This window comes from Rhizobium sp. BK176, from assembly GCF_024808055.1.
On sequence record NZ_JANUBV010000016.1, the window covers coordinates 54,068 to 74,074 of the forward strand.

Annotated in this window: 15 protein-coding genes; 11 read left to right on the forward strand and 4 right to left on the reverse strand. The window is 60.2% G+C overall.

What is annotated here, in order from left to right:
- Positions 1-138: 138 nt before the first annotated feature.
- Together FHT76_RS31325 and FHT76_RS31330 are read left to right on the forward strand one after the other, a co-directional pair.
- Entirely contained in the window at positions 139-2,853 is a 2,715-nt protein-coding gene (locus tag FHT76_RS31325) for an ABC transporter ATP-binding protein (protein WP_183757340.1), read from the forward strand.
- 93 nt (positions 2,854-2,946) lie between these two features.
- Entirely contained in the window at positions 2,947-3,417 is a 471-nt protein-coding gene (locus FHT76_RS31330; RefSeq protein WP_028827815.1) for a cyclic nucleotide-binding domain-containing protein, read from the forward strand.
- A 96-nt stretch (positions 3,418-3,513) separates the two neighbouring features.
- Here the strand turns inward: FHT76_RS31330 and FHT76_RS31335 are convergent, their stop codons facing one another.
- Positions 3,514-4,848, reverse strand: a complete 1,335-nt coding sequence (locus FHT76_RS31335) for an MFS transporter (protein ID WP_183757341.1) — start codon at positions 4,846-4,848, stop codon at positions 3,514-3,516.
- Between the two features lie 379 nt (positions 4,849-5,227).
- Here FHT76_RS31335 and cyoA point away from each other — a divergent pair, with 379 nt between their 5' ends.
- Genes cyoA through FHT76_RS31360 form a run of 5 tightly spaced genes read left to right on the forward strand, consistent with a single transcriptional unit; the run spans position 5,228 to position 10,297 of the window.
- Complete coding sequence (gene cyoA, locus FHT76_RS31340) at positions 5,228-6,421, forward strand: ubiquinol oxidase subunit II (protein WP_183757342.1); 1,194 nt, start codon at positions 5,228-5,230, stop codon at positions 6,419-6,421.
- A gap of 46 nt (positions 6,422-6,467) precedes the next feature.
- Positions 6,468-8,471: a cytochrome o ubiquinol oxidase subunit I gene (gene cyoB, locus FHT76_RS31345; RefSeq protein WP_028827812.1), complete on the forward strand. Its 2,004-nt coding sequence runs from the start codon at positions 6,468-6,470 to the stop codon at positions 8,469-8,471.
- Between the two features lie 4 nt (positions 8,472-8,475).
- Positions 8,476-9,096, forward strand: a complete 621-nt coding sequence (gene cyoC / locus FHT76_RS31350; RefSeq protein ID WP_183757343.1) for a cytochrome o ubiquinol oxidase subunit III — start codon at positions 8,476-8,478, stop codon at positions 9,094-9,096.
- Positions 9,093-9,494, forward strand: a complete 402-nt coding sequence (gene cyoD, locus FHT76_RS31355; RefSeq protein WP_028827810.1) for a cytochrome o ubiquinol oxidase subunit IV — start codon at positions 9,093-9,095, stop codon at positions 9,492-9,494. The genes cyoC and cyoD overlap by 4 nt, the downstream gene beginning before the upstream one ends.
- Before the next feature lie 47 nt (positions 9,495-9,541).
- Positions 9,542-10,297 carry an SURF1 family protein gene (locus FHT76_RS31360; RefSeq protein WP_183757344.1) on the forward strand — a complete coding sequence of 252 codons (756 nt, stop codon included), beginning with the start codon at positions 9,542-9,544 and terminating at the stop codon, positions 10,295-10,297.
- Here the strand turns inward: FHT76_RS31360 and FHT76_RS31365 are convergent, their stop codons facing one another.
- Entirely contained in the window at positions 10,298-11,704 is a 1,407-nt protein-coding gene (locus tag FHT76_RS31365; protein ID WP_183757345.1) for an FAD/NAD(P)-binding protein, read from the reverse strand.
- 440 nt (positions 11,705-12,144) lie between these two features.
- On the opposite strand from FHT76_RS31365, the gene FHT76_RS31370 reads away from it, so the two are divergent.
- On the forward strand, positions 12,145-13,953 hold the full coding sequence (locus FHT76_RS31370; RefSeq protein ID WP_183757402.1) for an ABC transporter ATP-binding protein: 1,809 nt from the start codon (positions 12,145-12,147) through the stop codon (positions 13,951-13,953).
- Between the two features lie 13 nt (positions 13,954-13,966).
- Positions 13,967-15,862, forward strand: coding sequence for an ABC transporter ATP-binding protein (locus tag FHT76_RS31375; RefSeq protein WP_183757346.1), 1,896 nt, complete (start codon positions 13,967-13,969; stop codon positions 15,860-15,862).
- Positions 15,863-16,185: 323 nt separating this feature from the next.
- On the opposite strand, the gene FHT76_RS31380 is transcribed toward FHT76_RS31375, so the two are convergent.
- Together FHT76_RS31380 and FHT76_RS31385 are read right to left on the reverse strand one after the other, a co-directional pair.
- The gene (locus FHT76_RS31380; RefSeq protein ID WP_246712749.1) at positions 16,186-16,611 is read right to left on the reverse strand and encodes a DUF411 domain-containing protein; all 426 of its coding nucleotides are present in this window, start codon (positions 16,609-16,611) and stop codon (positions 16,186-16,188) included.
- A 993-nt stretch (positions 16,612-17,604) separates the two neighbouring features.
- Positions 17,605-17,910 (reverse strand): hypothetical protein, encoded by a 306-nt coding sequence (locus tag FHT76_RS31385; RefSeq protein ID WP_183757347.1) that lies wholly within the window; start codon positions 17,908-17,910, stop codon positions 17,605-17,607.
- 581 nt (positions 17,911-18,491) lie between these two features.
- On the opposite strand from FHT76_RS31385, the gene puuE reads away from it, so the two are divergent.
- Positions 18,492-19,415 (forward strand): allantoinase PuuE, encoded by a 924-nt coding sequence (puuE, locus tag FHT76_RS31390; protein ID WP_183757348.1) that lies wholly within the window; start codon positions 18,492-18,494, stop codon positions 19,413-19,415.
- Positions 19,415-19,912, forward strand: a complete 498-nt coding sequence (uraD, locus tag FHT76_RS31395) for a 2-oxo-4-hydroxy-4-carboxy-5-ureidoimidazoline decarboxylase (protein ID WP_183757349.1) — start codon at positions 19,415-19,417, stop codon at positions 19,910-19,912. The genes puuE and uraD overlap by 1 nt, the downstream gene beginning before the upstream one ends.
- The last annotated feature ends 95 nt before the right edge of the window (positions 19,913-20,007 follow it).

A 20,007-nucleotide genomic window follows, 5' to 3' on the forward strand; every position in this document is an offset into this window, starting at 1 on the left:
ATGACGACGGCACGTCGATTCGCCTTGTTTTCATATTGAAATCCGGCGGTCCGGTTGCATGGTCCCTATTCGGCATTCCTCATCGTTCTGCCGCAGGTCCATTGCCCCCCAGATTTCCCAGGCAATTGACGGTTAGCAATGGAAAAAAGCCTCGCGCGTTACATCTGGTCGAACACGCGGCTGCAGCAGCTCTGGATCCTGGCGGTTGTCGCGATTTCCATGATCCCGTACTTCCTGTCTTTTGACTTGCCGAAACAGATCGTCAACGGTCCTATTCAGGGGGCGGGCTTCGAGGGCGAGGGCGCGACGCAGACCTTCATGCGGATCGCCTATACCTTGCCCTTCTTCGGCGAGGTGGAATTCTTCAAGGGCGTTCAACTTGACCGTCTGCAGATGCTGATGGGGCTGAGCCTCGTCTTTCTGGCGCTTGTGGTTCTGAACGGGCTTTTCAAATTCTACATCAACACCTACAAGGGCAGGCTTGGCGAGCGCATGCTGCGGCGTATTCGCTTTGAGCTGATCGACCGGGTCCTGCGATTCCCGCCATCGCATTTCAAGCGGGTCAAGTCGGCCGAGATCGCGACGATGATCAAGGACGAGGTCGAACCGATGGGCGGCTTCACCGGTGACGCCTTCGTCGCGCCGGCCCTGCTTGGCGGTCAGGCTGTGACTGCGCTTGCCTTCATCATCGTCCAGAACTTCTGGCTGGGCATGATTGCGGCTGCCATTGTCGGCGTCCAGGCGGTCGTAATCCCGCGCATGAGAAAGCGGCTGCTCGAGCTTGGTCGCCAGCGTCAGCTGACGGCGCGTGAACTGTCGGGTCGTGTCGGCGAGATCGTAGATGGCATCGGAACGATCCATGGCAACGACACGTCGAACTACGAGCGCGCCGATATCGCCGCCCGCCTAGGCCTGATCTTCTCGATCCGCTACGACCTCTACCAGTGGAAGTTCCTGGTCAAGTTCCTGAACAACTTTCTTGCCCAGGTAACACCCTTCCTGTTTTACGCCATCGGCGGTTATCTTGCCTTGCAGGGCCGGCTCGATATCGGCCAGCTCGTCGCCGTCATCAGCGCCTACAAGGACCTGCCGGGTCCGCTCAAGGAACTGATCGACTGGGACCAGATGCGCCAGGACGTGCAGGTCAAGTACCAGCAGGTCTACGAGCAGTTCAATGTCGAGCCTCTGATCGAGGGCAGGATCCAGGACCTATCGCCGGAGGCGGTTGGCGCTTTGACGGCGCCACTCGTCGTCACCAATTTGACCGTCAGCGACGACAGTGGCGCGCGACTGGTCGACCACGTTTCGGTCGAGATCAAGCCGAACGAGACGGTTGCCGTGGTCGGCCCGAACTCCAGCGGGGCGGAGGCCTTCGCAGAAGCGCTCGGTCGACTGGTGTGGCCCGATTCAGGCCGCGTCACGATCGACGGCAAGGATCTCCTCGACCTGCCGGAGGCCGTAACCGGCCGACGGATTTCCTACGCGTCCGCCGATGCCTATTTTTTCCACGGAACACTGCGCGACAACCTGCTCTACGGCCTGAAGCACGCGCCGCTCAAGCAGCCTGACTACGATGGCAAGGCCGCCCAGGAGGCGAAGTGGCATGCCGAGGAGGCCATCAAGGCCGGCAATCCGACGATGGACATCAACAGCGACTGGGTAGATTACCACGCCGCCGGTGCGACGGGTCCGAACGACATTCTGACGGCAATCCGCCCGGTGCTCGACGCCGTTCTGATTTCGCAGGAAATTCTCGACCTTGCGTTGCGCTCGACCGTCGACACCACGGTCCATGTCGCGCTTGCCGAGCACATCGTTGAACTCAGGGAGACGCTGCGCCAGCGCATGCGGGAGTCCGAGAATGGCAACATCGTCGTGCCCTTTGATTTCGATGCCTACAATCCCCAGGCGACGGTCGGCGAAAACCTTCTGTTCGGATCGATGAAGCGGCCGCTGATGAACAACCGCAGGCTAGCGGCGCATCCCTATTTCCAGACGCTGTTCCGGGAGACCGGGCTGAGCAACGATCTGTGGGAAATGGGCCTGGAGATTGCGGAGAACGCGGTCGAGCTCTTCCACGACCTGCCGCCAGACCACCCGTTCTTCCAGCAGCTGACCTTCATGACGGCAGATGACATCCCGACCTACCAGGCGCTGCTGCAGAAGCTGCAGAGCCGGCAGTTCGACGACGCAACGCCCGAGGAACGCTCGGCCATCATCCGGCTGAGTTTCGCCTATATCGAGCCACGGCATCGTTTCGGTCTTCTGACCGAGGAGCTGATGGACAAGATCGTCAGCGCCCGCAAGCAGTTCCACGAGAAGATTCCGGATGATCTTGCAGCCGTGATCGAACGCTACGATCCGGAGAACTTCATCTCGTCCGCGAGCCTGATGGACAATGTCCTTTTCGGACGCATCGCCTACCAGCAGGCGGATGCGTCCGACAGCATCCGGTCGATGATGGGGGACCTCTTTGAATCGCTCGGCCTTGCCAACGACGTCATGTCGATCGGCCTCGAATTCGACGTCGGCTCCGGCGGAAAGCGGCTCACCATGGTGCAGCGCCAGAAGCTGAACCTTGCTCGCGCGCTCCTGAAACGCTCTGATTACCTGATCTTCAACAGGCCGCTATCGGCGCTTGATCAGCGCGTGCAGGACGCGATCACGAGGAACATCGTCGAGGGCCTGCACAAGGAAGGCGAAAAACCGGCCATCATCTGGGTGCTGTCGAACGCGAAACTGGCGGAGATCTTCGACCGGATCCTGCTCTTCGACAGGGGAACGCTGGCCGAGGCGGGCAACTTTCCGGAGCTTTCCGAGCAAAACGGTATGTTCAAGGAACTGTTATCGTAATACTCTAAGGAGGGACAACAAAGATGGCGCCCCCTGAGAGGCGCCACGGTCTAGCGCCGCGCACCGGAGAAGTGCGGCAGGGGTAGTACGTATATGCTCTTGAGAGATGAAGTCGAAATGCTGCGGCGCGTGCCAATCTTTTCAAGGATTGCGCCGGCAAAACTCAAGTTGTTGGCTTTCACATCCGATCGAATGTCATACAAGGCCGGGCAGGATCTTTTCCATCAGGGTGATCCGGGTGATGCAGCCTACGTCATCTTGTCAGGTACCGCCGACATCCTCGTTCACTCGCCGGCCGGCGATATCAAGGTCGCCGATGTGGAACTGAACTCCATCGTCGGCGAAATTGCGATCCTGTGCGACGTTTCCCGTACCGCGACGGTGCGCGCCACCTCGTCGCTGGAGGTCCTGCGCATCAGCAAGGAACACTTTCTGAAGCTGCTCAGCGATTTCCCCGAGATGGCAGTCGAGATCATGCGCGTGCTCGCCGACCGCCTCAATCACACGACAGCGGAACTGACGGCTGCGCGCTCAGCCAAGCAGACGCAAGCTGCGGCGATGTAGTCGCCTCCGGCCGATCCGCTCAACAGCACTGGTCAATTGAAAAGACCCGCCTCGCGACTGCGAAGCGGGTCTTTCTGGTGCCTGCGCGGCGAGTGCTCAGTCGCGCTGTTCCAGTGCCCTGCTGAATGCGAGGGCAGCGAGCGTGCAGATGGCGCCTGAAAGTAGGTAATAGCCGACGAAGGGCAAGCCGAAGCGGCTCGAGAGCGTCAGGGCAACGAGTGGCGCGAAGCCCGCGCCAACAAGCCAGGCGAGGTCGGAGGTAAAGGCTGCACCGGTATAACGGTAGCCCCTGCCGAACCGCGATGAAATCGAACCCGTTGCCTGGCCGAATGACAAGCCAAGAACTCCGAAACCGATGATCACGAAGGCATCCAGCCCCTTCGGGCCGGCTGCGATAAGGTATGGACCCACGAAGCTGAAGACCGCGATCAAGACGGCACAGATGGCAAGCTGGGCGCGCCTGCCGATCCGATCGGCGATCATGCCGGAGACGATGATGGCGATCAAGCCAACGACGGCGCCGACGATCTGGACCACCATGAAGGCTCCGACCGGCTGGGTGCCATAGAGCGACGTCCAGCCAAGCGGGAAGATGGTGACGAGGTGGAACATGGCGAAGCTTGCGAGCGGCACGAAAGCGCCAAGCAGGATGTCGCGACCGTGAACGCGCAGCACGGAGTGGATCGGTGCGGCCTCGAGTTCATGCTGCTCCAGGGCAGTGCCGAACTCGGGCGTCATGACAAGGCGGAGCCGCGCAAACAGTGCGACGACGTTGATGGCGAAGGCGACGAAGAACGGAAAGCGCCAGCCCCAGCTCAGGAAATCCTCGCTGGAGAGGTTCGCGATGAAGTATCCGAAGAGCGCGCTTGCGAGCGCAAAGCCGATCGGGGCGCCGAGCTGCGGGATCATCGCATACCAGCCGCGATGGTTCGGGGGCGCGTTGAGTGCAAGCAGCGAGGCAAGGCCGTCCCATGCACCGCCAAGGGCAAAGCCCTGGCCGAGCCGGAAGAGCGCGAGCAGCGCGATCGACCATGCGCCGATCTCGGCATAGCCGGGCAGGAAGGCTATTGAGGCCGTCGAGCCCCCCAGCAGGAAGAGCGCGATCGTCAGCTTGACACCGCGCCCGTAGATGCGATCGATCGTCATGAACACGACCGATCCGACCGGTCGTGCCAGGAATGCAAGTGAAAACAGCGCAAAAGAATAGAGTGTCGCCGTCAGTCTGTCGGGCGCGAAGGGAAACACAAGCTGTGGAAAGACCAGCACGGATGCCAGGCCGTAGACGAAAAAGTCGAAGAATTCGGACATGCGCCCGATGACGACGCCGATTGCGATACTGCCGGGTGAAACCGGCTTGTCGGCGTGGATGCGGCGCGCATCCTGCTCCATCGATGTCGACGATGGGCCGTACTGGGTCGTGGTACCTGCCATGCTATGCCTCCCTCGTTGAGGCACTCCTGTGGCAAAGCGCCTCACTAGCGATCTTGATCAAACGACCGCGCTAATCAAGTCCGGAGGCGCTAAATAGTTCATCCCGTGGGCTGAAAATCGAAAGCCCGCGAAAAATGGCGCCCGCTGCGGAGAAATCGGCGCGGGAAAGCTGGCATGATCGGGGTTCCCGGTTATATTAGCCCCTCAAAATGATCTCGCGCAAAACGCTTTCGAGCCCAGATCGGGTTTTGACATCCTGCGCCACGTTGCTTATCCCGCAGTGCGGCAATTTGTGCTGCACTGCGACCAAACACCTCATGTTGCTATCAGGTACAGTGCTTTAGTCGCGGTTTGGATGAAACAACAAGAGCATAGAGACGTGCAAAAACTGCCAAGGTTTTCCCGCCATCTCCTTATTCTGCCCCTGCTTTTGACGCTGGCAGGGTGCAATTTGGTGGTCATGTCGCCATCGGGCGATATCGCAATCCAGCAGCGTGACCTGATCATCGTATCGACGGTCCTGATGCTGCTCATCATCGTCCCGGTCATCTTCCTGATCTTCTTTTTTGCCTGGCGTTACCGCCGGTCCAACACGACCGCCACCTACGATCCCGAATGGCACCACTCCACACGTCTTGAAGTCATCATCTGGTCGGCGCCGCTGGCCATCATCATTGCTCTCGGCGCGATCACCTGGATCAGCACGCACAAGCTCGATCCCTTCCGTCCGCTGGACCGGATCGACGCCGAGCGCGCCGTTCCTGCCGATGCCAAGCCGCTGACCGTCGAGGTCGTGGCACTCGACTGGAAATGGCTGTTCTTCTATCCCGAGCTCGGTATTGCGACCGTCAATGAAATGGCCGCCCCTGTCGACGTCCCGATCAGCTTCAGGATCACTTCCTCGTCGGTGATGAACTCCTTCTACGTTCCCGCGCTCGCCGGCCAGATCTACGCCATGCCCGGCATGGAGACCAGGCTGCACGCGGTCATCAACGAGGAAGGCGTCTTCGACGGCTTTTCGGCCAACTACAGTGGCGCAGGTTTTTCCCATATGCGCTTCAAGTTCCATGGTGTGAACCAGCAGGGCTTCGACCAATGGGTCGCGCAGGTCAAGGAAAAGGGCACGGCGCTGAACCGTGATACCTATCTGAAGCTCGAGCGGCCGAGCGAGAGGGAGCCGGTTCGCTACTTCTCGTCGGTCGACAAGGATCTCTTTGACGCCATCCTCAACATGTGCGCGGCCCCCGGCAAGATGTGCATGAACGAGATGATGCACATCGACAGGATGGGCGGCGGCGGCAAGGAAAGCGCCGAAAATCGCGAAAAGCTGCGCTACGACGACCGTCATCTCGGCGGCATGCATCCGGTGGCGGGCGAAGGTTCCGGCGCTGAAGAGGTAAAGCCCGAGGAAGCTACGCCGGCCGGCGCTGAAGGCGGAAGCGGCACGCAAGGAGCGCCGGCGACGCAAGGCGCGCCGGGTGCGCAGGACATGCAGCATGACGGGCACGCGATGCCCGGCATGGATCACGGGACCGGCGGTGCTGCGGCGCCCGCGCAACCAGACAACAACTAAGACCTGGCGCTTTGCGTCGATACGACATCAATGAACGGGTTAATCCATGTTTTCGAATCCTGACCTCCTGAAGTTCATCTTCGGTCGGTTGACCCTAGAATCGATCCCCTACCACGAGCCGATCCTGGTCGTGACCTTTGCGGTCGTCGCGCTTGGCGGCATCGCGCTTCTGGGTGTTGTCACGTACTTCAAGCTCTGGGGCTACCTCTGGCGCGAGTGGCTGACAAGCGTCGATCATAAGAAGATCGGCATCATGTACGTCATCCTCGCCCTCATCATGCTGCTGCGCGGTTTCTCCGACGCCATCATGATGCGCCTGCAGCAGGCGCTTGCCTTCAACGGCTCGGCCGGCTACCTGCCTCCCCATCACTACGACCAGGTCTTTACCGCCCACGGCGTCATCATGATCTTCTTCATGGCAATGCCGTTCGTCACCGGGCTGATGAACCTCGTCGTGCCGCTGCAGATCGGTGCCCGCGACGTATCCTTCCCGTTCCTCAACAATTTCTCGTTCTGGATGACGACGGCCGGCGCGATCATCATCATGATCTCGCTCTTCGTCGGCGAATTCGCCCAGACCGGCTGGCTCGCCTATCCGCCCCTGTCGGGAGCCGACTACAGCCCGGGTGTCGGTGTCGACTATTATATCTGGGGACTGCAGGTTGCCGGTGTCGGCACGACGTTGTCGGGCATCAACCTGATTGCGACCATCGTCAAGATGCGCGCACCCGGGATGAGCTTCATGAAGATGCCCGTCTTCACCTGGACCTCGCTCTGCACCAACATCCTGATCGTCGCCACCTTCCCGATACTGACGGCGACGCTGGCACTGTTGTCCCTCGACCGCTATGCCGGCACGAACTTCTTCACGAATGACCTCGGCGGCAATCCGATGATGTACATCAATCTCATCTGGATCTGGGGCCATCCGGAGGTCTACATCCTGGTGCTGCCGGCGTTCGGCATCTTCTCGGAGGTCGTGGCTACCTTCTGCGGCAAGCGTCTCTTCGGTTACGCGTCGATGGTCTACGCCACCTGCGTCATCATGATCCTGTCCTACCTCGTCTGGCTGCACCACTTCTTCACGATGGGGTCGGGTGCGAGCGTGAACTCGTTCTTCGGGATCACCACGATGATCATCTCGATCCCGACAGGAGCGAAGATGTTCAACTGGCTGTTCACGATGTACCGCGGTCGGATTCGCTATGAAGTGCCGATGCTGTGGACAATCGGCTTCATGGTCACCTTCGTCATCGGCGGCATGACCGGCGTTCTTCTGGCGGTACCGCCAGCCGACTTCGTGCTGCACAACTCTCTCTTCCTGATTGCCCATTTCCACAACGTCATCATCGGCGGCGTGGTGTTCGGCCTGATGGCGGGCGTCACCTACTGGTTCCCGAAGGCATTCGGCTACAAGCTCGACCCGTTCTGGGGCAAGATGTCCTTCTGGTTCTGGCTGATCGGCTTCTATTTCGCCTTCATGCCGCTCTACGTGCTCGGCCTGATGGGCGTGACGCGCCGTGTCTCGCAGTTCGAGGATCCGTCCTTGCAGATCTGGTTCATCATTGCTGCCTTTGGTGCCGTGCTGATCGCCATCGGCATTGCAAGCTTCATCATCCAGCTCGTCGTCAGCTTCTTCAAGCGCGAGGAACTGCGCGATACGACGGGTGATCCATGGGACGGCCGTACGCTCGAATGGTCGACCTCGTCTCCGCCTCCAGATTACAACTTCGCGTTCACGCCGGTCGTGCACGACCATGATTCCTGGTACGACATGAAGGCGCGCGGCTATGCCCGTCCGCTGGAAGGCTTCAAGCCGATCCACATGCCGAAGAACACCGGCACCGGCGTCATTCTGGGCGTTCTCAGCATCGGGCTGGCCTTTGGCCTCATCTGGTACATGTGGTGGCTTGCCGTCCTGTCCTTTGTCGCCATGATCGCCGTATCGATCGGCCATACCTTCAACTACAGGCGCGACTTCTACATCCCAGCGGCGGAAGTCACCGAAACAGAGGGCAAGCGGACGGCGCTGCTTGCCGAGCAGGTGTAAGACCATGAGCGATACTGCCATCGACAAGGCCAACAAGCCTGAATTCTATCTGACCGAGGATCATCATCCGGAAGGCAGCACGATGCTGGGCTTCTGGCTGTATCTGATGAGCGACTGCCTCATTTTCGCGGTGCTTTTTGCGACGTATGGCGTTCTCGGCCGCAATTATGCGGCCGGTCCCTCGCCGGCCGATCTCTTCGATCTGCCGCTGGTGGCGATCAACACCTCGATGCTGCTGCTGTCGTCCATCACCTACGGCTTCGCAATGCTGCAGATGGAGCGCAAAGCCAAGACCGAGACACTGTTCTGGCTCGGTGTCACCGGCGCGTTCGGCCTGGCCTTCCTCGGGCTTGAACTCTACGAGTTCGCGCACCTGATCCACGAGGGTGCCGGCCCGACCCGCAGCGCGTTCCTGTCGTGCTTCTTCACGCTGGTCGGTACGCACGGCCTGCACGTCACCTTCGGCATCGTCTGGCTTGTCACGCTGATGGTGCAGGTGTCGATGCACGGTCTGATCCCGGAAAATCGTCGCCGCCTGATGTGCCTGTCGATGTTCTGGCACTTCCTCGACGTCGTCTGGATCGGCGTCTTCTCCTTCGTCTACCTTATGGGAGTTCTCGGATGACCACTCACGCACCCGCAACCGAGGACGCTCACGAGGCCCATCACGGCCACAGCCACGGGCATGAGGCCGCCCACGGGACCTTCAGGAGCTACATGATCGGCTTCGTGCTCTCGATCATCCTGACTGCAATTCCGTTCTGGCTCGTCATGGCCGACGTCTTCGAGAGCTCGACCGTCACCGCCGCCTGGGTCATGGGCCTGGCGGCTGTCCAGATCGTCGTTCACATGATCTTCTTCCTCCACATGAATCCGCAGTCGGAAGGCGGCTGGACGATGATGGCGCTGATCTTCACCCTGCTGATCGTGGCGATCGCGCTCGCGGGCTCCCTCTGGGTCATGCATCATCTGAACACGAACATGATGCCGATGACCCCCGAAATGATGAAGAACATGCCGTAATGGCAGGAGCGGGCGGTGCTCAGCCGCCCGCCAGGTTTGTTTCTGGCATGGCCGACACCTTCCCAGACAGGACACAAAAACGGCACAGCGCCGCAGGCATCGCGATCTTCTGCGGCCTGCTGGTGACGCTGACCGGCGCGCTGATCGCGCTCGGAATCTGGCAGGTCGAGCGGCTGGCCTGGAAGCGGGATCTGATTGCGCGCGTCGATGCCCGCGTCCACGCAGAACCGGTTGGCGCCCCGGCGCAGGCCGAGTGGGGCAAGGTCAACCGCGCCAATGACGAATATCGGCGCGTGACGGTTAAAGGAATGCTCGACAATGACAGGGAGACACTGGTCTATGCGTCGACGACACTCGGCCCTGGCTACTGGGTCCTGACACCGCTCAGGCGGACCGACGACACCGTCGTCCTGGTCAACCGTGGCTTCGTCCCGACGGACCGACGCGATCCCTCGACACGCATCGATGGCCAGGTGTCGACGCCGGTTGTCGTCACCGGACTGCTCAGGATAGCAGAGCCGAAAGGCACGTGGCTGAGGTCCAACGATCCGGCGAACGACCGCTGGTATTCGCGCGACGTGGCCGCGATTGCTGATTGGCGCGGCGTCGATGGTGTTGCGCCCTATTTCATAGACGCGGACGCGACGCCCAATCCAGGCGGATTGCCTGTCGGCGGGCTGACACAGGTCGCCTTCCCGAACAATCACCTTGTCTATGCGATCACCTGGTTTGCCCTGGCCCTCATGTCTGCGGGACTGCTTGTCTTCGTGCTCAGAGGCGAGCGCAGGGCGCAAAAGGCCTGATCAGATTGCCCGGCTGCAGGGATAGACACGCTCGGCGACGTGTTCAGCGACCGCGTAGGCCTGGGTGACGATCTCCGGAACCAGATCGATGTCGGGCAGACTGCCGAGACCAAGGGGGCCGACGGCAAACAGATCCTCGACCACAGACCCGTCGTCGAGCCAGGGGCTCCCGCGCTGGTCGACGGCAAGACCGAGCGACAACTCGTCAGGCAGCGCCAATCCCTCGTTAAGCAGGCTTGCAATCAGGGGTGAAGCCAACTGCGGCCCCCGGCAGCGGCAATCGAGGATACGCTCGGCATGCACGGTCTCATCCATGCCTGAACCGGCGGGCCGGAAAAACACGCCCCCCAGGCCCCGGCGACCGACGGTGCCGCGACGCAGAACCGTGTTGCCACTGGCGAGTTCCCCCTGCAGGCGGGCGTGAATTGCCTCCGGCAGCCGGTTGCGATGGCTGTCATAGATCGCCCGCAAATGCCGGTTGAACTGCTGCTTCTCGCGGGCTGGCAGGGCGCGCCACAGCGAGCGGGCATGCTTGCGCAAGCCGTTCATGACCGATTGCCAGCTGCGGCCATCGGCCTCCGCCTCGCGGCAGGCCTTGCGGATGAAGCGCAGGATGTCGGCCAGATTCGACGGCATTGCGTCGGCCGGAAAAACCGGATCGGCGGAATTCGGTGTGTGGCTCTGCGGCAGGAATCCGTGCCGGGAGAGGATGGTCACCTGACCGTCATAGCCGGCATCGCGCAATTGCAGAAGCTGATCGACGACCCTGATGCCGCTTCCAAGCAGGACCGTGTGGGGACGCCCCACCAGGCGCCGGGCCCTCACCGGCGAAGGCTCTTCCTGGACATAATCGGCCTCCGGCAATCCGTAGCCGGTCGCGAGAATGACCACATCGAAGAGCGGATTGGAGGGGTTGGCGCTCTCGAGCAGATAGCGGGCGCCGTGCGTGCGCCTGATGGCCACGACCGGTTCCGGGCAGACCTGGACGGTGATATCCTTGCGGGCGGAGAGTGCTTCCGAAAAGCGCTGATAGACATAATCGCTGAAAATGGTCTTCGGCACGAAGATCTGGCGGAACCCCGGGATGGCCGCGGGTACCGCGGCACGGAATTCCGCGTTGCTACAGAGCCAGTCGTTGAAGTCATCCGCGTCGCCTGTCGAGACCGAGAGATCGCGAACGCGCGTATTGAGGATCGTCGAGGCACGCGACGAGGAGAGCGCCTGTCCGCCGCTCACGGAGGAGTTGGGGTCGAAGAGTTGCAGGTGAAAGGGCGTGCGCACCCTCTTCATCAGCGCGATCGCCGTCATCATTCCGGAAAAACCGCGCCCGACAACGGCGATGCGCGGGATGGCGGACGCTCGTGCTGCCGCCGATGATTTCGAGGAAAACAGGCCATGAACCGTCATCTCAACTCCCCTGCGATTTTGCGCATCGTGTCTCGATTGGTTGCAACGCGGACAATCCGCGCCGGTTTTGTTCCCGCGGTTCTAAGCCGCCCATAGTCTATCAAACTGGTCGTGTATGAGAGCTTCAAAAGAGCATTTTGGCAAGCCCTTTGTTCCCCCGCCTGCGCAATGGAAACGCCAAGTGACTGAGATGTCATGGCAATTTGTCGTTTACGGTTGCTCTGATCGGAGCCGTGCGAAGCCAGCCTGCTACTCACGATAAAATAACCAACTGGTGAATTCTTGACTTGAAGGGCCCAAAGGAATCGGCAAAAGTAAGGGTGCTAATCAATCCCTTCATGGATTCCGCTCGTTCGGACAGGCGTCCGACCACACCTCTGTATTGGAACATCACCGTGAGCAGCGATGCTTTAACACGCACGACGAAGCCATCCGCCTCGATGGCGAAGGCGACCGCGGCGGGCTGGGGCAAGGGCCTCTTCACGCTGGTCCGCATTACCGTCATGGCGTTTCGCCATCCCTGGCAATCTGGCCTTGCGATCAGTGCCACCCTTGTTGCCTCGACATTCCAGCTGATGATCCCGCGCCTGCTTGGCCAGGCGGTCGATCACACCCAGGTTGCAATGGCTGGCGGCCAGGCGGGACAGGTGGCACAGGATGCGCTTTTGACGACGGCGCTTCTGCTCCTGGGCGCCAGCGTCCTTCGCGGCCTCTTCACGATGGTCCAGAACTACTACAGCGAGAGTGTCGGCCATCATATGGGCTACGAGCTCAGGCTTGCCTGCTACGAGAAGATCCAGCGGCTTTCCTTCAGCTTCCATGACAGCGTCCACTCGGGCGACCTGATCACGGTCGGCCTGCTCGACCTTGAAGGCGTGCGCATGTATTTCTCGACCGCCCTGGTTCGCATGGTGCTTCTGACCATGCTGATCGGCATCGGCGCCTACATGCTTCTGACCACAGACCTCTTGCTCGGCCTGCTGGCGCTGAGCTTCGTGCCTTTTGTCGCCTGGCGCTCTTCGGTCACGCAGTTGCGGCTGCGCGCGACCTGGCTCGATCTGCAGGAGCGGCTTTCCGTCTTGACACGGATCATGGAGGAAAATCTCGGCGGTATCAGGGTGGTTCGGGCCTTCGCCGCCCAGGCGCACGAAATGATGAAGTTCGAGACGGCCTCGAAGAATGCCCTGGCGCTCGCCCACCAGCGTGTCGGCATCCGCGTCATCAACACCAGTGCGATGACCTTCTCCTTCTTTGCGGCGATGGGCCTCGTCCTGTGGATCGGTGGCGGCAAGGTCGTGTCGGGCGAGATCACCGTCGGTACACTTGCATCCTTCCTGACCTTCATGACGATCCTGCAGATGCCTGTCCGCCAGCTTGGCCTGATGGTGAACGCCTTTGCCCGCGCGTCGACCTGCGGGACTAGGCTCTTCAACCTGCTCGATCTCGAGGTTGCGGTGCGCGATGCGCCCGACGCGAAGGATCTGTTGATATCGGAGGGAACGCTTCGCTTCGAGAAGGTAAGCTTTGCCTACCCCAGCTCGCCGATGCACGGCGTCCTCACCAACGTCTCCTTCGAGGCAAGGCGCGGCGAAACCATCGGCATCGTTGGCCCGCCCGGCAGCGGCAAGTCGACGCTCGCCCATCTCATCCCGCGCTTTTACGACGTCACGGAAGGCAGGATCACAATCGACGGCCAGGACATCAGGAAGGCGACCCTGCAGTCGCTTCGCCGGTCGGTCGCCGTCGTGCAGCAGGATTCCTTCCTGTTCACTACCTCGATCGAAAACAACATCGCCTATGGCGATCCCTGGGCCAAGGAGAGCCGCATCGAGCGCGCCAGCGAAAGCGCCCAGCTCCACAACTACGTTCTCGGCCTACCGACGGGCTATACCACGGTCGTCGGCGAGCGCGGTGTTTCGCTCTCCGGCGGGCAGCGCCAGCGCCTGACGATCGCGCGGGCGCTGATGCTGAAGCCGGCCGTCATGGTCTTCGACGATTCGACCGCTGCGATCGATGCCGCGACCGAGCAGCGCATCCGCACGGCGATGCGCAAATACGCGGCAGATCGCGTCACCATCATCGTTGCCCACAGGCTGAGCTCGCTCATGCATGCCGACCAGATCCTGTTTGTCGAGAACGGAGAGATTGTCGAGCGTGGAACCCATCAGGCGCTGCTGGCTGCCGGCGGGCGCTACAAGGCGCTCTATGATCTGCAGGTGCGACCGGGCGACGACGCCCTCAGCGCCTAGGGAGGAATATGACATGGCCGAGGAACTGGAAACCGAGCGCTCCGACGTTCGCGAGGATGGACGCCGGCCGCCGCGTGCGGTTGTCGGCTCGCACCGCATCGAGGAGGAGATGTTCGGCAAGGCCTTCGACGGCAACATCATCAGGCGCATCTGGTTCTTCGTGCATCCCTACCGAAGACAGGTGTGGCTTTCGGTGGCGGCGGTGCTGACGTTTACGTCGATGCAGCTCCTGATTCCCCTGATCATCCGTTATGCGATCGACCACGGGATGCGGGCGGAGGGGGACCATTCGGCACTGAGATGGTCGATGATTGCCTTTCTCGCCGCGATCCTGGTCAACTACTGCGCCAGCTACGCCCAGGAAACGCTGGTCGGCAATGTCGCCGAGGAGGTCCTGTTCGACATCAGAAAGGCGATGTTCCAGCATCTTCAGCGGGTTTCGCTGTCCTTCATGGATAAGACCGAGGTCGGACGCCTGATGTCTCGCCTGCAGGGCGACGTCAATTCGATGCAGGAGTTTCTTGAAACGTCGGTCCTGTCGGTTGGCGATATCGTGCTGCTGTTCGGCATCGTCTTCGTCATGCTCTATCTCGACTTCAAGCTTGGCCTTCTCACCCTGTCCGTGCTGCCGATCCTGTTTGTGGTCCGCCTCTTCTGGTTGCCGCTGGCGCGCAAGTCCTTCATGGCGGCACACGAGACTAATTCGGTTGCCAACGGGGCGCTCGCCGAAGCGATCCACGGTGTTCGCGCCGTCCAGAGCATGGATCGCCAGGGCGTCAACTTCATGCTCTACGACGACAAGGCGAAGGCGAACCTGAAGACCCACCTGACGGCTGCCCGCTACGCGCAGGTCATGGTGCCGATTGTGGATACCCTGACCGGTGTCGCCATGGCGCTCGTCATCGTCGTCGGTGGTGCACGCGTTCTCAACCAGGCGCTCGACGTCGGTGTCCTTGTCGCCTTCCTGTTCTACATTCAGCGGTTCTTCGATCCGATCCGCTCTCTGACCCTGCAGTATTCGGTGATGCAGCGTGCCATGGCGTCGGGTCAGCGCCTGACCGAGGTTCTTGATGTTCCGGTCGACATCAGGGATGCGCCCAACGCGAAGGAACTTTCCGCCGACATGGATGGTTCGGTCGAGTTTCGCGATGTGGTCTTCGGCTACAATCCCGCACATCCTGTCCTGAAGCACGTCAGCTTCAAGGTGAACCCCGGCGAAACGGTTGCGCTTGTCGGACCAACGGGATCCGGCAAGTCGAGCTGCATGTCGCTGATCCACCGCTTCTATGATGTCCAGCAGGGCCAGGTGCTGGTCGGTGGACATGATGTGCGTGACCTGACGCAGGATTCGCTCGGCAACCAGATCGCCATGGTTCTGCAGGAGCCCTTCCTGTTTACCGGCACGGTGTTCGAAAACATCCGCTACCACAAGCCGGAGGCAACGTGCGAACAGGTGATCGAGGCCGCCAAGGCGGTGGGCGCGCATGATTTTGTCATGCGCCTGCCTGAGGGTTACGACAGCATGCTTGGCGAGCGCGGCGGCAATCTCTCGCTCGGCCAGCGCCAGCTCCTGAGCTTCGCCCGCGCCCTGGTTGCCGACGCTAAGATCCTGGTGCTCGACGAAGCCACGGCCAACATCGACAGCTATACCGAGATGCTGATCCAGAAGGCGCTGGTCAAGCTCCTCGAAAATCGCACGGGGCTTGTCATTGCCCACCGTCTTGCGACGATCCGCGAGGCGGATCGCATCATTGTCCTGCAGAACGGGGAACTGATCGAGAGCGGCAACCACCAGCAGCTCATGAAGAACCGCAAGCTCTATTCTAAGCTCTACAATCTGAATTACGCGTCGTTCGACGACATTCCCGACGCCCTGCTGGAAGAAAAGACGAGCGCATCAACCACGTAGGGGTTGTCACCTTTACCGCGGAAGACGCTTCGTTTGGGAAAGGAGGATCGCCGTGCAGTTCACACCTCACCCCGATCTGATCTCCAATTTGGCGCGAGGGCGGGCGGGGGTAGTCTCGCCCGTGCTGCATCGTCCGGGGAGGAGCAGACCCCGGTAGTCATGTCGTTCTTGTCACCGGAAGGGCTTTGATTGAACCGGCCCTGGCTGCCGCTTGTTCCAGGGCCTCGCGTGCACGACCTTGGAAACCGGAGGTCAGCTAGCAAACATCAGCCTTTGTCGTGATTTTGAATTTCGCTGCAGTCCATGTTCGAGTGTGATCGACATCACCGGCCATCAATTCGCATGTACAAAGACGGCCTCATGTCAGGCTTGCTCAGGCTGAAAACCTCGTAGACCGGTGAATCGTCCTCTGCTGCAAGCGAGCACTCTGCCGTGCCCGGAACGGCAAGTCCCGCAATCTGGGGCTTCTCTTTCAAGACCCTCTCGACAGCCTCCAATGGGACGTGGCCTTCGAAGAAGTAGTCGCCAACCACAGCTGTATGGCATCCATGCATATTCTCGGGGATGCCGAGCCTGGTTTTTATCACGATGAATTCCTCGGAATGGACGACGACATTGAAATCGGCATCCACCATTGCGGCGGCCCAGGCTCCGCAGTGGCCGCAACTCGGGTCCTTGTAGATGTCCATCCTGACTTCTGATGCATACGAAGGCTCTGCGAACGTGGTAACCACACCTGCGGCAGCCATGCACATGAACGCTCGACATTTCATGTCTGTTTCTCCTTGGCGGACGTCACGCTTCTCCAAAGAATTGCCAAGGCGACGTTCCATCGGGGCATATCGCCAGTCCCCAACCGCCAACTCAAGGCTCTTCGACCGGTGTCCGAGGAGGAATGAACGTTGTTTTACAACAGCTCTCTGCCTTCGAGGCGGGTATCCCGCGTCACCGTGGCCTGTTCCTGGTGACCGCGCGACCGGCGATCCGTTCAGTTTTCTCAAGGTACTCGCTATCTTGCGTGCAGTTTCCTCGGTGATCGGATTGGCGGGGGCTGCCACGGGCTTCCCCAAGGAGGCCCTTGCCCTTTCACAATCGTCCGCATAGCGCTGAAGCATCGTCCGCAACTGCTCGACGCAGCTTTGCAGGCCGGGATGCGCTCAGTTGTCGGCGGGGATCGCCATCGTCGCACCAATCTCGAAAATGGATGTAGACACATCCATTCGAAAGTTCTGCTGATTGACCTGATATTCCCCTCATCGGGCCAGTCTTACCTTTGGCTCGAAGGCATAACCATAGCAAGATTTTCGAGTTACTCAATGTATACTTGAAGTAGATTATTTAAAACTATAAGTTAGACGGATTGAAAACGCTATATATTGAAGAATTCAGCATCCAAATCTCATTACGTACCAAGGTTTATTATAGAACGACGCAGGCACTTGGTGGCTTTCCGTGAATTCATTGCAGGCAGGAGCCTCAATATTCGCCTGCCTTCCGGGAACGCTATCGTCCGGATGGGCTCTGGTCCATGTCGGCCAGTTTTCCGAGCCGCCCTGTTCGCGGCGACAGGAGCGAACCCTGGCATCAGCGTGATGTCTGATCCCCAGCCGCCAGGCTTCCGTCCATCCTCGGGAGCGGATGTCTAAAATCTTAGGCCCTTCTCGGACTGATGCCATATGGCCAAAGTCCGGGCATGCGGTCGGGGTCGGGCCGCAGACAAATCCCCATCCCCGAGGATCGAGTCATCGACCGACCGGCCCGAAATCCACTCCCAGGCGGGAGACATTTTGTTCGAAGGTGCCGTCTTCAGGGCCTGTATCGAACAGGATCGTTCTCGTGTTGCTCCCCTGACGAACGGAAATGAGACATGCAAGGCCATGGGCCGCGCAGCATATGCATTTCCCGCCCATAACCCACGTTCCGCGGCGTCGGCGTTCCAGTGCGGCAAACTCGGTCTCGACAAATGACGGGACTGTGGAGAGGTTATCCGTCGCGTTATCGACAAGGATCAGAACCTCAACACTATCGACTGCTTCGAGGCCGCTCATAAGACCCTCCGATCCTGCAGACACTGCGAGGACAACCGCAACCAGTGAGGGCTATGCTACACCCCACCTCCGGGATTGTCGCTATTCTGCAATGTTGCAACTCGCCCAAAACCATGAACCGAGTCAATCAAGGGGCTCGACGGCCCGTTCGGGGACTTGGCTGCCCTCGCGGCCCGACAACCGACGCGAGGCATGGTTTACTATTTATACTGGGTTGATGGGAGCGAGCGATGCGCCCGAAACCGCCGCCAACCGCGACATCGCCAACGCCGCCGGCTGTATCCGCCTCTATCGTTGCCAACAGCTCATTGGTTCTTGCATCGATCCGTTGAATGCTACCGTCTCCTTGATTGACGACCAAAATGGCCCCCTCGCCTGTCCCCAGGAATCGGCACTCGTTTCGGGTTGACTGATCCTCGCGGCACTGCTCACTGTGGCATGGATCGGTGGGCTCTTTTTCAAAATAAGCCCCGGTCCGAGCGCGATCAGTGGCTTCACCGCAAAACTCTGTTGCGCAATTTCCATCTAGTCATTCCGTCTCGGAATACTATCGTTTCGCCGACGTTCAGGAAGGTGATTTCATGGTATCCGAGACTTATCCGCGCAATCTCGTCGGCTATGGACGCAATACGCCCGATCCGAAGTGGCCGGGCGATGCGCGTGTGGCAGTCCAGTTTGTCATCAACTACGAAGAGGGCGGCGAAAGCTGCATTCTCGATGGCGACCCGGCCTCTGAAAATTTGTTGTCGGAAATCGTCGGCGCCGCCGCTTGGCCGAGCCAGCGCAACTTGAACATGGAATCGATCTATGAGTATGGCTCGCGCGCCGGTTTTTGGCGGCTGTGGCGGACGTTCACGGAACTCAAGGTTCAGGCGACCGTCTATGGCGTAACACTTGCCATGGCCCGCAACCCGGAGGCGGTCGCGGCCATGAAGGAGGCTGGCTGGGAGATCGCCAGCCACGGGTACCGCTGGCTGGAATACAAGGATTTCCAGGAGGACGTCGAGCGCAAGCATATCCAGGAAGCCGTGCGCCTGCACACCGAGCTGACCGGCGAGCGGCCCTACGGCATGTATCAAGGCAAGCCCTCCGACAACACGCTGCGCCTCGTCATGGAGGAGGGTGGTTTCCTTTATTCCTCGGACTCTTATGCCGACGACCTGCCGTTCTGGGTGAAGGGTGTCGATGACAAGCCGTTCCTGATCATCCCCTATACGCTCGAGACCAATGACATGCGTTTCGCCACGCCCCAGGGCTTCAACTCTGGCGATCAGTTCTTCACCTACCTCAAGGATGCCTTCGATACGCTCTATGAAGAAGGCAAGGCCGGCAGCCCGAAGATGATGTCCGTCGGCCTGCATTGCCGCCTCGTTGGTCGTCCTGGCCGCGCTGCGGCGCTGAAGCGCTTCATGGAGTATGTGCTGAAGCACGATAAGGTGTGGATCCCCCGGCGTCTCGAGATCGCGCAACATTGGCATGCCCACCACAAGCCGGAGACGATCTGATGCTTTCGCGTGACGAGTTCGTATCGCGTTACGGCGGTGTTTTTGAACATTCGCCATTCATTGCCGAGCGTGCCTATGATGATGGCTTCGTCGGTGACGAATTGACGGTTGATCGTGTCCACACGGCGCTCGTTGCCGTCTTCCGGGCGGCCAGCCCAGAGGAGCGGCTGGGAGTGCTGCGTGCCCATCCCGATCTTGCAGGACGCCTCGCGATCGCAGGTGAATTGACCGAGGACAGCAAGAAGGAGCAGGCGGGCGCCGGGCTCGACCGACTTAATGCCCAGGAGCACGACCGTTTCACCGAGCTGAATACGGCGTATGTCGAGAAGTTCGGCTTTCCGTTCATCATTGCGGTGAAGGGTTTGAACAAGGACGATATTCTGGCGGCGTTCGAAAAGCGCATCGGCAATACGAGCGACGAGGAGTTTGAAACGGCCACCGCTCAAGTCGAGCGCATCGCGTTCCTGCGCCTGGAAACGATGCTTCCAGGGCGGTGAAACATCTGCAGCATGCACGCGCGCCCTGGACGACCCGACCTTGGCACGGAGGGAGATGCCTTCATGACAACCACTCTAACGACCGAGGATACTAT